The sequence below is a fragment of the Streptosporangium carneum genome, assembly GCF_027922005.1.
Classification (GTDB): Bacteria; Actinomycetota; Actinomycetes; order Streptosporangiales; family Streptosporangiaceae; genus Streptosporangium; species Streptosporangium carneum.
On the sequence record NZ_BSEV01000037.1, the window covers coordinates 15,276 to 28,495 of the forward strand.

Genomic DNA, 13,220 nt, shown 5'->3' on the forward strand with positions numbered 1-13,220 from the left:
TCTGACGGGTGAGCCGCGCGACGCGGCCCACCCGTCAGACGGGGGACACGTCCCTACAGCTTCACCAGCTCGGGCACCAGCTCCGCCGGGGTCGGCAGGGACTCGATCTCGTTCCTGACCTCCCCGGCGGCCGAGCGCAGCCCCTCGTCGGTCAGCAGGACGTCGATCAGCGACGCGTCCAGCTCCTCGATCCGCGCCGAGAGCGCGCTGCCCCTGGCGCTCAGCGCGTCGGCGTTGAGGTGGCGGTCGGCGCCGTTCGGCAGGATGAGCTGGGGGACGCCCAGCGCGGAGCAGGTCAGCGCGGTTCCCGCGCCGCCGTGGTGGACGGCCGCGACGCAGTGGCGCAGGAGCGCGCCCAGCGGGACCCAGCCCGTCGCCCGCACGTTCGGCGGAAGCTCGCCCAGTTCGGAGAGGTCCTTGTTGCCGACGGCGACGACGAACTGCGCGTCCACCTCCCCGGCCGCCGCGATGATCCGCTCGAACTCGCCGAGTCCGTGCGTCTCCGGCACCACCGTGCCCAGGGTGATCGCGACCCGGGGCCGGTCGCCCGGGTCGAGCAGCCATTCGGGGAGCACCCCGCCGCCGTTGTAGGGGACGTAACGCATCGTCCACCTCGACGGCGTCCCCTCCAGCAGGCTGGGCGGGGCGACGTCGATCGTCTCGATCCGGTCGGGCACCGCGACCCCGTTCCGGTGGAACGCCGCGTCGGCGGGCGGCTCACGGAACATCTCCGGTTCGAACCTGGCCATTCCGAAGTTGTGCGCGACGCACGGCACGCCCAGTCTGGCGGCGGCCACCGGCCCGGCCGTGAATATCGGGTCGTAGACCACCAAGTCCGGGCGGAGCCGTTCGGCGATCCGGACGTGTTCGTCGACGTAGCCGTCCCACATCGAGATGGCGAGCGGCATGCGCTTCCTCATCTCCTCGGCCGACAGGTCGTGCATCGACTCGAGAAGCTCCGGCCTGTCCCTGAGGAAGTCGGCGACCATCCGTGCCGTGGTGAGGCCGGGTACGGCGTCCAGCGTGACCAGGCCGGCGTCACGGGCCGCCAGGCCGTCCCCTCCTGTGACGACGGTGACCTCGTGCCCCGCCAGGCGGAAGGCCCAGGCGAGCGGCACCATCGGAAACACGTGGCCTATTCCAGGGGCGGGTATGAAAAGCACGTGCATGGTGTGACAGGTCCCCTCTGTCGGTTGACACCTGTTTTGCCGGACTTTGCTTTTCCGGGGTCAAGTCAAGCGAACGTCATCCAGGTGATCAAGAGGTGATCGGCGGTTTTCCCGCGAATCCCGGCGAATCCGGCCGAGACGTCCCCTCGGGGCCGAGAAGCCGGACGTCATCCCCTGCGACCGAAGAGCATGATCAGGACCATGAAGGCGAGGGTCGCGGCGGTCCACCCCCAGCTCGCGATCGTCGCCTACGAGGCCGGCCCGGCCGGCACGGCACGGGGCTGAGACGCCTCACCCCCTCAGGGGCGTCCCACCCTGACCCGGTCCAGCCAGGCTCGCGGGCTCGACAGGGCGAGCTCGGCGGCCTCCCTGCCGCCGAGGGCGCCGAACAAGGCGCTGGCCCTGTTCCAGTGGTGCTCCGCGTGCTCCGGAGCGGACGCCGACTCCGCGGCGGCGAGGTCTCGCAGCGTGCGAGCCTGCCACAGGGGGAGACCGAGCTCGCTCCACTGCCCGAGCGCGTCGGTGAGCAGGACGCGCGCGCGGTCGTCGTGTCCCCGCGCCAGTTCCAGCTCGCCCATCGTCCTGGTGGCCAGCGCGACGCCGAACCGGTCACGCTGCTGGGTGAAGAAACGGACGCACACCTCGAGCAGGCCGGCCGCCTCGGTCGTGCGGCCCTGCCGGATCATGGCCTTGGCCAGTGACTGGCGTGCGTACGCGGCGCCGAGCGGGTCACCGGCGTCGCGCAGGATCGCCTTCGCCCGCCCGCTCAGCTCGGCGGCCGGGCCGGGTTCGTCCTTCGCCCGATGGCACAGGCTCAGCCCGCGCAGTGCCAGCCCCTCGCCACGCCGGTCGCCCAGCTCGCGGTAGAGCTCCATGCACCTGCTCAGCGAGTCGGCCGCCGACTCCAGGTCGCCGTTGTCCCTGCTGACCGCGCCGAGGCCGTAGAGCGCGGCGGCCGTCACGCCGCGGTCGCCCACTCGCCCGGCGATCCGGGCTCCCGCGCCCAGGTGCTCGACGGCCTGGGCGAACTCGCCGAGATCCCGGTGCACGGTGCCGATCCCGACCCGGGCGACCGCCTGGGTGATCTCGTCGCCGACGGCTTCGGCATGCCCCAACGCCTGCCGGAAACGGCGCAGCGCCGCGGTGAAGTCGTCCTTCTCGTAGGAGAGCTGTCCGAGACCGGCGAGCACCGCGGCCTCGGCTCCGAGGTCCGCCGAGCCTCTGGCCGCGGACAGCGCCACGTCGAGCGTTCGCTGCCAGCCGTCGAACTCGTTGCGTGCCGCGAACGGCGATGACAGCAGTGAGGCGATCAGCGTCGTGGCCGTCCCGTCGACACCCAGTTCGTGTGCCCGCTCAACGGCCCTGACCACCGCCGCCGTCTCCGACTTCAGCCAGTCGGCGGGGTTCTCCGCCGCCTCGGCGCGCAGCCGGGAATCGAGGTCGGTCCGTGGCGCCGGCGACCGCCACGCTCCGAGAGTCACCCGGGGCAGGTGACGGGCGCCGACCTCGACCAGCGACATCCAGGTGACCAGCATGCGTTCGAGAGCCTCGTCGACCGGCTCGCGCGCGGCCTGTTCGGCGCCGAAAAGCTGCACGAGATCGTGGAACCGGTAGCGGACCCGTCCGAGGGCGTCGATTCCCGCCACGTCCAGCAGGCGCAGGTCCACCAGGTGCTCGACGACGTCCTCCGCGTCGTCGAGCGGGACGTTCAGCAGGGGAGCCGCCAGCCAGGATCCGAAGTCGGGCAGGTCGAGCAGGGTGAGCAGGTGGAAGGCGCGCCGGTGCGGGCCGTCGAGCTCGGCGTAGTTGAGCCCGAGGCTCGATCTGATCGCCACGTCCCCCACGGCCAGTTCGTCCAGTCTGCGCCGCTCGTCGGAAAGCCTGTCGGCCAGCGCCTGCAACGGCCAGTGCGGCCGGGCCAGCAGTTTGGCGGCCGCCGCGCGGATCGCCAGGGGGATGCCTCCGCACAGCCGCGCGATGGTCGCCGCCGCGCCCGGGTCGGCCGCGACCCGCTCGGGTCCGATGATCGTGCTGAGCATCTCCAGCGAGGCGTCGACGGAGAAGAAGTCCAGGTCCACCAGCTCGGCGCCCTCGAGGCCGGTCAGCCGGGACCGGCTCGTGATGATCACCAGGCAGCGCGGGGAGCCGGGCAACAGCTTGCGGACCTGGTGTTCGCCGCTGACGTTGTCCAGGACGACCACCAGGCTCCTGCCCGCGACCTTGCGCCGGTAGAGCTCGACGCGGTCCTCCGTCGTGTCCGGCAGCTCGGCCCCGCGGACGCCGAGCGCGCCCAGGAAGCGGCCCAGCACGTCTCGGACGCCGAGGTCCCGGTCCGCCCCCCGCAGGTCGGCGAACAACTGGCCGTCGGGATAGTTCTCCCGCAGCAGGTGGGCGGCGTGCACGGCGAGCGTCGACTTCCCGACACCGCCGAATCCGGAGATCACCACCGTCGGCGTCGCCGTCCGGGAGACGGCGGTGGCGTGCTCGGCGAGCCGTCGCAGGCCGGCCAGCTGTTCCGCGCGCCCGATGAAGTCGCCGATGTCGGGAGGCAGGTGCCGGGGAGCCGTGTACTGGTCCACCACGGCCGCGCGCCGCCCCGTGACCGTCGCGGCCGTGGTCTCCACGCCGGCGCGGACGGCCGGCACGAACGGGGCGAGTCTGCCGTTGAGCACCTGGCCGTGCAGTTCCCTGAGCCTCTCGCCGGGTTCGACGCCGAGTTCGTCCAGGAGACGCCGGCGGCCCTCCTGGTAAACGGCCAGGGCGTCGGCCTGGCGGCCGCTCTCGTACAGCGCGCGCATCAGCAGCGCGCGGGCCTCCTCGCGCAACGGGTGCGCGGTGGTCAGCCGCGCCATGCGCGAGGCGCTCTCCGCGGCCCTGCCCCGGGCCAGCTCGCACCGTGCCAGCCCCTCTTCGACGGTCAGCCGGTCCTCCTCCATGGCGGAGGCCCTGGCACGGGCGAACCTCGTGTCGACGCCGCCGAAGGCGGGGCCGCGCCACAGTCCGAGCGCCTGCTCGTAGCGCCGGAACGCCTCGGCGTGGTCGCCGAGGCGTTCCGACCGCCTGGCCAGGTGGAGATGCCGTTCGTAGGTCTCCAGATCGCTGTCGGCCCGCTCGACGTCCAGCAGGTATCCGGGGGGACGGGTGAGAAGCGCCGACTGCCGTCCGATCGTGGCGAGACCCCGGCGCAGCGACGAGACGTAGGTGTGCACCAGCGCCGTGGCGGACCGGGGCGGCGACTCGTCCCAGATGAGGGTGATGAGCCGCTCGATGGACACGACCTGCCGGGACTGCAGCGTCAACGCGACCAGCAGCGCCTTGGGCTTGGCGCCGCCGAGGTTCACCACACGGTCGTCCGCCCGGACCTCGACCGGACCGAGCATCAGGACGCGCATGTGACGTTTCCCATCGCATTCATGCCACAACAATGACCGCTGTCCCGGGAAACGGCACATTGTTTTTTCCGAGGCCCCTGACCCGCGCCCGGAAAGCGGTCGCGCGCCGGTTTTCGCCTCTGGAGTTTATCGGCTTGGCCGCCGGTTCGCGCTGAATTCGGCCTGCCGGCCTGGCCTGACCTGCGTGCGACAAAATGGCGAAATGAAATATCCGGTTATTAACGTATAAAGGTGGGCCGCCGGTCCGGTGGCCCACCTTCGGGGTTTTCCGTGTTCAGACGAGCCAGCAGTTGTCCTTGGCGAAGCCGAGGCCGATGACGGTGTCGGCGTCCCAGGGCATGTGGCTGAATCCTCTTCCGTTGTGCCAGGCCTTGACGTCGCCGTTGGGCATGACGGCGGCGATGTCGGCCCTGCCGTCGCCGTCGAGGTCGCCGAGATGGAGGTTGTCGCTGGTGAAGCCGAGGCCGACGATGGTGTCGGCGTCCCAGGGCATGTGGCTGAATCCTCTTCCGTTGTGCCAGGCCTTGACGTCGCCGTTGGGCATGACGGCCATGATTTCGGCCTTTCGGTCGCCGTCGAGGTCGGCGAAGTGGAGGTTGTCCTTGGTGAAGCCGAGGCCGACGATGGTGTCGGCGTCCCAGGGCATGTGGCTGAATCCTCTTCCGTTGTGCCAGGCCTTGACGTCGCCGTTGGGCATGACGGCCATGATTTCGGCCTTTCGGTCGCCGTCGAGGTCGGCGAAGTGGAGGTTGTCGCTGGTGAAGCCGAGGCCGATGACGGTGTCGCCGTCCCAGGGCATCGGGCCGAATCCCGCCCCGTTGCGCCAGGCCTTGACGTCGCCGTTGGGCATGACGGCGATGATCTCCTTGTCACCGTCGCCGTCGAGGTCGGCGAAGTGGAGGTTGTCCTTGGTGAAGCCGAGGCCGATGACGGCGTCGGCGTCCCAGGGCATGTGGCTGAACCCCGCCCCGTTGTGCCAGGCCTTGACGTCGCCGTTGGGCATGACGGTGGCGATGTCGGCCCTGCCGTCGCCGGACAGCGACGACCCGGGCGCCGTGTCGACGATGTTGTCGTAACGGATCGGCGTGTAGGCGTTCGCGGTCGACGCCCTCCAGGTGCGCTCGGCGGTGGGGGAGCCGTCGGGGCCCGCCTGCTCCCTGACGACCGGCGTCGTCCGAGCCTCGTCGGCCCAGCGGACGAAGAGCGCGACATGGACCCCCGGCCGGTTCAGCGCGTCGCCGGGGCGCAGGTCGGACCGGGCGATCTCGTGGGAGACCTGTTCGAGCGTGCTCGTGGTGTAGGACCGCCGCAGTCCCCACGCCATGGAGACGTAGCCCGAGCAGTCCGTGCGGTAGTTTCCGTACCCGTTCCGATGGCAGGCCGACTGGCTGTAGGGCACTCTCTCGTCGATCCAGCTCTGTGCCCGGACCAGCGCTTCGTCACGTGAGGTCGGCCTGTTCTCGGGATAGGTGTCGCACCCTGCCCTGGCGTGGAGGGCGCCGGTCACGGCGGTCGAGGCCGAGGTCGCGGCGCTCGAGGGCACGGCTCCGGCGACACAGGTCAGCGCGGCGGTGGTGGCTGTCAGCAGCAGGCGGAGCCTGGCGGTCCCGTTCATGGTGGTGTCCTGACACGTAGGCGGCACGGCGCACCGGCGGCGACGCGCGGTTCGCTCCCCGTGGTCCATGCCTGTCGTCGTTCTGGCATGACCAGGTTCGTGAGCGCCGCTGGAAGGCGGCTGCAACCCGCCTACAGGGCGGCGAGACCGCCTGAAGACCGCCTATGGACAAGACCGCCCGCGAGGCCGGACCACCGTTGGACCGGCCGCCGAGGGGCGGGACGTCACCCGCCGCGTCAGCTCCTCCGAAGCGCGGCGACCACGCGGGCCCGGTGGTCGCCGGGGGAGCCCCATGCCGAGTGCAGCGCCCTGACCTTGCGGATCCACAGGCTGGGGTCGTACTCGTCGGTGTAGCCGATGGCGCCGTGCACCTGTAGGGCGATCTTGGCCGCCGCGTAGGCCGCCTCGGACGCCGCGACCTTCGCGGCCGACACGTCACGGGCGAACGTCGGCGAACCCGAGGCCAGCGCCGCGCCGTGGACCAGCGGACGGGCGTACTCCAGGCCGACGAGCGCGTTCGCGAGGTGGTGCTTGACCGCCTGGAACTCGCCGATCGGCCGTCCGAACTGCCGCCGCGCCGTGGCGTACTCCACCGTGGTCTCCAGCAGCCTGCGTCCCAGGCCCACCAACTGCGCGGCGCAGGCCAGCGCCCCCATGTCGTAGGCCGCGGAGGCCGCCGCGCGGACCTCGGGCCCAGAGGCGAGCGGCGCGTCCGGGGTGAGGGGGAACAGCCTGCGGGCCGGGTCCAGCGAGGTCCGGACCACGCCGGGAGTCGCGCCGCGCAGCTCGTCGCCGTCCGCGACCAGGACGAGGCCGGCGACGTCGGCGTCCAGGCCGTACGGCATCGCGGGGGGCAGCGCCAGTGAGACGACGGCCGTGCCGGCGGCGATCCGCGGCAGCCACGCGCCCGCGAGCTCCCCGTCGCCGAGCCGGTCGAGCAGCACGGCGGCCGCGACGGTCTCGGCGTACGGCCCCGGCACCGCGTGCCGTCCGAGCTCGTGGAAGGCGGTCACCAGCTCGACGGGGAGCGGTCCCGCGCCCTCGAAGGCCTCGGGCACGGCCACGGCGAGGACGCCGGCCTCGGCGAGCGAGCGCCACAGGGCGAGGCCGGGCTCGTGGGTCCCGGCGGCCCAGGCGCGGATCACGGCCGGGGTGTCCGCCTTGGCCAGCAGTTCGTGCAGGGTCTCGCCGAAAAGCCGCTGCTCGGCGTCGAGGATGAACTTCACCGTTGCCTCCGGGTTGTCGTCACCGTGCTCGCCGTCACTTCGAGGCCCTGGGCAGGCCGAGCACGCGTTCGGCGATGACGTTGCGCTGGATCTCGTTGGTGCCCGCGTAGATCGGGCCCGCGAGGGAGAAGACGTAGCCCTCCAGCCATTCGCCGTCGAGCTCGCCGTCGGGGCCCAGCAGGTCGAGCGCCGCCTCGTGCAGCGCCACGTCCAGCTCGGACCAGAAGATCTTGTTGATGCTGGACTCGGCGCCGACGTCCTCGGTGCGCGAGACGGTCTCGAAGCCCTTGAGCCGGTAGGCGTGGGCCTTGATCCACGCGTCGGCCACCCGGTCGCGGAGCGCGGTGTCGGCGGGGTCGGCGCGTTCACGCCACAGGTCGACCAGCCGGTCGGCGGCGGCGAGGAAGCGTCCCGGGCTGCGCAGCGTGAGCCCGCGCTCGTTGCCCGTCGTGCTCATCGCGACCCGCCAGCCCTCACCGGGCGTGCCGACGACGTCCTGGTCGGGCACGAACACGTCGTCGAAGAACAGTTCGGCGAAGGCGGGCTTGCCGTCGATGCGGCCGATGGGCCGCCGGGTGATCCCCTCGGCGTCCAGCGGGAACATCAGATAGGTCAGGCCGTGGTGCCGCCCGGCCTCCGGGTCGGAGCGGAACGGGCCGAACCCCCAGTCGGCGAAGGCGGCGCGTGAGCTCCACGTCTTCTGGCCGTTCAGCAGCCAGCCGCCGTCGGCGCGGGTCGCGGTGGCGCGCAGCGCGGCCAGGTCGCTGCCCGCGCCCGGCTCCGACCAGGCCTGGGCCCAGATGACCTCTCCCGAGGCCATCGACGGCAGGACGCGGTCGAGCTGCTCGGGGGTGCCGTGCTGGAAGAGGGTCGGGGCGAGCAGGTTGATGCCGTTCTGGCTGACCCGGCCCGGGGCCCCCGCCGCGTAGTACTCCTCCTCGAAGATGAGCCACTCCAGCGGGGACGCGTCCCGCCCGCCGTACCTGGCGGGCCAGGAGACGACCGAGAGCCGCGCCTCGGACAGCTCCCGCTCCCACGCGCGGTGGGCGGCGAAGCCCTCCTCGATCTCCAGCGAGGGCAGGGGAGCGGCGGGGACGTGGGCGCGCAGCCAGTCCCGCACCTCGGCGCGGAACGGCTCGACGGACGACAGGTCAAGATTCATCGGCGGCCGCCTTCATGCTCTTGGGGGTCATGCCTGCCAGGGGGTCGGCGGAGGTCTCCGCGTTGTGGGCGTGGGCGAGGTGGTGCAGGCCGAAGACCGAGTCCATTCCCGCGTGCATGCCCTGCAGGTCCTCGGCCTGGTTCACGGCCTTCTTGGTCAGCGCGAGGCCCATACGCGGCATGGCGGCGATCCGCTCGGCCAGCGCGAAGGTCTCGGCCTCCAGCGAGTCGCGGGGCACGACCCGGTTGACCATCCCGACCTCGTGGGCGCGGCGGGCGGGCATCCGGTCACCGGTGTAGAGGAACTCCTTGGCGACGCGCGGCGGCATCACCCAGGGGTGGGCGAAGTACTCGACGCCGGGGATGCCCATCCGCACCACGGGGTCGGCGAAGAACGCGTCCTCCGAGGCGACGATCAGGTCGCACACCCAGGCGAGCATGAGCCCTCCGGCGACGCACGCGCCCTGCACCATCGCGATCACCGGCTTGGGGATCTCCCGCCACCTGCGGCACATCCCGAGGTACACCTCGGACTCGCGGGCGAAGCGGCTCTCGGCTCCCTGCCTGCCGACGTGGTCCCACCACAGCCCCGCCCTGCGCTCGAAGGAGACGTGCGCGTCGCGTCCGGGGCTGCCGATGTCGTGCCCGGCGGAGAAGTGCTCGCCCTCACCGGCCAGGACGATCACCTTGACCTCGTCGTCGGCGGCGGCCCGGTAGAAGGCCTCGTCCAGGGCGTAGGTCATGGCGGAGTTCTGCGCGTTGCGGTACTCCGGGCGGTTCATGGTCACCACCGCCACGGACCCGCGCCGTTCGTAGCGTACGACGGTCATCGGGACCCCCTCATTCTTTCTAACAATTGTTTGGTAGAGTAAACCACGTGAAGCTCAACGAGAAGGACCCGGCCTGCGCGTCCTTCGGTGCGGAGGCGTGGAGATGAAGCCGTCCTATGTCCCGGGCCACGGCCTGCTGCGCGGCAGGACAGCCCTGGTGACCGCTGCCGCGGGCACCGGCATCGGCGGAGCCTGCGCCCGCCGCATGCTCGAGGAGGGCGCCCGCGTGGTGATCAGCGACGCCCACGAACGGCGCCTCCTGGAGAGCCTGGCGGTCCTGGAGAAGGAGTTCGGCCCGGACGCGGTGACCGCGGTGACCTGCGACGTGACCTCGGAGGAGCAGGTCCAGAACCTGTTCGCGGTCGCGGAGGAGCGCCTCGGCCCCGTCGACGTGGTGGTCAACAACGCCGGGCTCGGCGGCACGGCCAGGCTCACCGAGATGACCGACGAGCAGTGGAGCCGGGTGCTCGACGTGACGCTCAACGGCACCATGCGCTGCACCAGGGCCGCGCTGGTCCGCATGCAGCCCAGAGGCGGAGGCGTCATCGTGAACAACGCCTCGGTGATCGGCTGGCGGGCCCAGGAGGGCCAGGCCCACTACGCGGCGGCCAAGGCCGGGGTCATGGCGCTGACCAGGTGCGCGGCGATTGAGGCGGCGCCGTACGGCGTGCGGGTCAACGCCGTCGCCCCCTCGCTGGCCATGCACCCGCACCTGGCGAAGGTGACCACGGAGGACCTGCTGGCCGAGCTCACCAAGCGGGAGGCCCTCGGACGGTACGCCGAACCGTGGGAGGTCGCCAACGTTATCGTCTTCCTCGCGAGCGACTACTCCTCCTACATGACCGGAGAGGTCGTCTCCGTCTCCAGCCAGCACCCCTGAGAGGTTGACACCCCATGAGCCCACGACGCAGAGACTCAGAGAGCACCGCCGCCGCGCGGGCCGAGCGGCGGGCCGAGCTGCTCGCCACGGCGGCGGAGGTCTTCGCGTCGCGAGGGTACGCCTCGACCACCGTCAGGGAGGTGGCGGACGCGGCGGGCATGCTCGGCGGCAGCCTCTACTACCACTTCGACTCCAAGGAGTCGATGGCCGACGAGATCCTCTCGACCTTCCTCACCGACCTGTGGGCGTCCTATGACCAGGTCCTCGAGTCGGGGCTCGGGGCGCGGGAGACCTTCCAGGCGTTGATCGCCGAGTCGTTCCGCTCGATCGACCGCTACCGCCCGGCGGTGGTGATCTACCAAAACGAATCCAAGCATCTGGCGGCGAATCCGCGCTTCTCCTATCTCCTCGACTCGCAGCGGCGCTTCAGGGAGATGTGGCTGTCGGTGCTGGACCGGGGCGTCCTCGAGGGCGCCTTCCGCGCAGACCTCGACACCGGCCTGATCTACCGGTTCATCCGCGACACCGTCTGGGTGGCCGCGAGCTGGTACCGGAGCGACGGCCGTCTGTCGGCGGACGAGATCGCCAGGCAGTACCTCGTGATGATCCTGGAAGGGATCCTCTCGACCTAAGGATCGACCTAAGGAGTTTTCGATGGCGGAGGCCTACATCGTCGAAGCGGTGCGCACCCCCGTGGGCAGGCGCGGCGGCGGCCTGTCCGGGGTGCACCCCGCCGACCTGGGCGCGCACGCGCTGAAGGCGCTGGTGGAGCGTTCGGGAATCGACCCGGCGGCGGTGGAAGACGTGATCTTCGGCTGCCTCGACACGGTCGGTCCGCAGGCGGGCGACATCGCCCGCACCTGCTGGCTGGCGGCCGGGCTGCCCGAGGAGGTGCCGGGCGTCACCGTCGACCGCCAGTGCGGTTCCTCCCAGCAGGCGCTGCACTTCGCCGCGCAGGCCGTGATGTCGGGCACCACCGACCTCGTGGTCGCGGGCGGCGTGCAGAACATGTCGATGATCCCCATCGCCTACGCCTCGCGCGGCGCGACCGAGCCGCTCGGCCTGACCGACGGGCCGTACGTGGGCTCGCGCGGCTGGCAGGCCCGTTACGGCAACCAGGACGTCTCCCAGTTCAGGGGCGCCGAGATGATCGCCGAGCACTGGGACATCTCCCGCGCCGACATGGAGGCCTTCGCCTACGAGTCGCACCGGCGGGCGATCCAGGCGATCGACGAGGGCCGGTTCGAGCGTGAGATCGCCCCGCTCGAGGGAGTCTCGGCCGACGAGGGCCCGCGCAGGGACACCACGCTGGAGAAGATGGCCGGGCTGAAGCTCCTGCAGGAGGGCGGCCGGCTGACCGCCGCCGTGGCCTCGCAGATCTCCGACGGCGCCGCGGCCCTGCTGATCGCCTCGGAGGAGGCGGTGAAGGTCCACGGCCTGCGCCCCCGCGCCCGCATCCACCACATCTCGGCGCGCGGTGAGGACCCGATCCGGATGCTGTCGGCGCCCATCCCCGCCACCGCGTACGCGCTGAAGAAGTCCGGCATGTCGATCGACGACATGGCCGCGGTCGAGATCAACGAGGCGTTCGCCTCCGTGGTGCTGGCCTGGCTGAAGGAGACCGGAGCCGACCCGGCGCGCGTCAACCCCAACGGCGGCGCCATCGCCCTCGGCCATCCCCTCGGCGCCACCGGCTCCAGGCTGACGACCACCCTGCTCCACGAGCTCGAGCGCACCGGCGGCAGGTACGGCCTGCAGACGATGTGCGAGGGCGGCGGCCAGGCCAACGTCACCGTCATCGAACGCCTCTGACCCGACCAGGGCGTGACGTCCGGCGGACCCGGGCTCCACGGCGCGTGAGCGCGAGGGGCCCGGGCCGCGCTCACGGGATCAGGACGATCTTCCCGCGGCCGTGCCCCCGCGCGCTGAGCCGGTGCGCCTCGGCCGCCTCGGCCAGCGGGAAGGTCGCGCGGATCGGCAGACGCAGCGTCCCGGCGGCGTGCAGGGCGAGAGCCCGCTCCAGGGCCTGGGCGGTGTAGTCCGCGTCGCCGCCCCCGGTGAAACGCGCGCCGGCGGACTCCGCCTCCACCGGGTCCACGATGCTGACCACCCGCTCGGGTCCGCCGAGCAGTTCGACGGAACCGGCCACGGCGCCGCCGACGGCGTCCAGCGCGGCGTCCACGCCGTCGGGCGCGGCCTCGCGGATCCGGTCGAACACCCCCTCGCCGTAGCTGACGGGGACCGCGCCCAGCTCACGCAGGTAGTCGTGGTTGGCCTCGCTCGCCGTTGCGACCACACGGGCGCCCGCCGCGACCGCGAACTGGACGACGAGGCCGCCGACGCTGCCCGCCGCCCCGTGGACCAGCAGGGTGTCACCGGCGGTGACCTTGAGGAGTTCCAGCGTGCGGTAGGCCGTCTCGGCGGACGAGTGCAGCCCCGACGCCGCCCCCCAGTCCAGGTCGGCGGGCTTGGCCCCGAGCCGGTCCGCGCCCGCCAGGGCGTACTCGGCGTACGCGCCCGAGACCGGCCCGAACACCTCGTCGCCGACGGACCGGGCGGTGACGCCCTCTCCGACGGCCACGACCACACCGGCCGCCTCGACGCCCAGGACGTGCGGCAGGCTCACCGGGAAGAAGTCCTTCAGCAGGCCCGCGCGGATCTTCCAGTCGACCGGGTTGACCCCGGCGGCGTGAACCCGCAGCAGCACCTGGCCGGGGCCGGGGGAGGGGACGGGGGCCTCGGCGAGCCGCAGCTCCTCGGGCTCGCCGTACGAGGAGAACACGATCGACCTGGCGTCGGCCGGGACGTCGGTGGAAACACTCGAGTCAGACATGGTTGATCGCCCTGGGTTTCGCTCGGGGGCGGCAGTGCGCCCTGGACGGAGGGGAGCGGGCGGCACGCCGTGCCTCCCGTGCCGACGACGCTGCCACCTCGCGCGGACGGTGAG

Annotated in this window: 10 protein-coding genes; 3 read left to right on the forward strand and 7 right to left on the reverse strand. The window is 71.9% G+C overall.

What is annotated here, in order from left to right:
• Positions 1-53: 53 nt before the first annotated feature.
• The 6 genes from PKF00_RS40270 to PKF00_RS40295 all read right to left on the reverse strand — a co-directional run bounded on the left by PKF00_RS40270 (position 54) and on the right by PKF00_RS40295 (position 9,393).
• The gene (locus PKF00_RS40270) at positions 54-1,121 is read right to left on the reverse strand and encodes a nucleotide disphospho-sugar-binding domain-containing protein (protein ID WP_271223073.1); all 1,068 of its coding nucleotides are present in this window, start codon (positions 1,119-1,121) and stop codon (positions 54-56) included.
• Positions 1,122-1,468: 347 nt separating this feature from the next.
• A complete protein-coding gene (locus tag PKF00_RS40275) occupies positions 1,469-4,561 on the reverse strand; it encodes an AfsR/SARP family transcriptional regulator (RefSeq protein ID WP_271223029.1) in 3,093 nt (1,030 codons plus the stop codon).
• Between the two features lie 274 nt (positions 4,562-4,835).
• On the reverse strand, positions 4,836-6,176 hold the full coding sequence (locus PKF00_RS40280; protein WP_271223030.1) for a C40 family peptidase: 1,341 nt from the start codon (positions 6,174-6,176) through the stop codon (positions 4,836-4,838).
• Positions 6,177-6,412: 236 nt separating this feature from the next.
• Entirely contained in the window at positions 6,413-7,402 is a 990-nt protein-coding gene (locus tag PKF00_RS40285; protein WP_271223031.1) for an acyl-CoA dehydrogenase family protein, read from the reverse strand.
• Positions 7,403-7,436: 34 nt separating this feature from the next.
• A complete protein-coding gene (locus PKF00_RS40290; RefSeq protein ID WP_271223032.1) occupies positions 7,437-8,564 on the reverse strand; it encodes an acyl-CoA dehydrogenase family protein in 1,128 nt (375 codons plus the stop codon).
• Positions 8,554-9,393, reverse strand: coding sequence for an enoyl-CoA hydratase (locus PKF00_RS40295; protein ID WP_271223033.1), 840 nt, complete (start codon positions 9,391-9,393; stop codon positions 8,554-8,556). Before PKF00_RS40295 ends, PKF00_RS40290 begins: the two co-directional genes overlap by 11 nt.
• A gap of 103 nt (positions 9,394-9,496) precedes the next feature.
• Here PKF00_RS40295 and PKF00_RS40300 point away from each other — a divergent pair, with 103 nt between their 5' ends.
• From PKF00_RS40300 to PKF00_RS40310, 3 genes are read left to right on the forward strand one after another with little or no spacing between them, the layout of a single operon-like run.
• Positions 9,497-10,273: an SDR family oxidoreductase gene (locus tag PKF00_RS40300; protein ID WP_271223034.1), complete on the forward strand. Its 777-nt coding sequence runs from the start codon at positions 9,497-9,499 to the stop codon at positions 10,271-10,273.
• Positions 10,274-10,287: 14 nt separating this feature from the next.
• Entirely contained in the window at positions 10,288-10,905 is a 618-nt protein-coding gene (locus PKF00_RS40305; protein WP_271223035.1) for a TetR/AcrR family transcriptional regulator, read from the forward strand.
• Between the two features lie 22 nt (positions 10,906-10,927).
• Entirely contained in the window at positions 10,928-12,085 is a 1,158-nt protein-coding gene (locus PKF00_RS40310; protein ID WP_271223036.1) for an acetyl-CoA C-acetyltransferase, read from the forward strand.
• A gap of 70 nt (positions 12,086-12,155) precedes the next feature.
• On the opposite strand, the gene PKF00_RS40315 is transcribed toward PKF00_RS40310, so the two are convergent.
• Complete coding sequence (locus PKF00_RS40315; RefSeq protein ID WP_271223037.1) at positions 12,156-13,106, reverse strand: NADP-dependent oxidoreductase; 951 nt, start codon at positions 13,104-13,106, stop codon at positions 12,156-12,158.
• Positions 13,107-13,220: the final 114 nt, after the last annotated feature.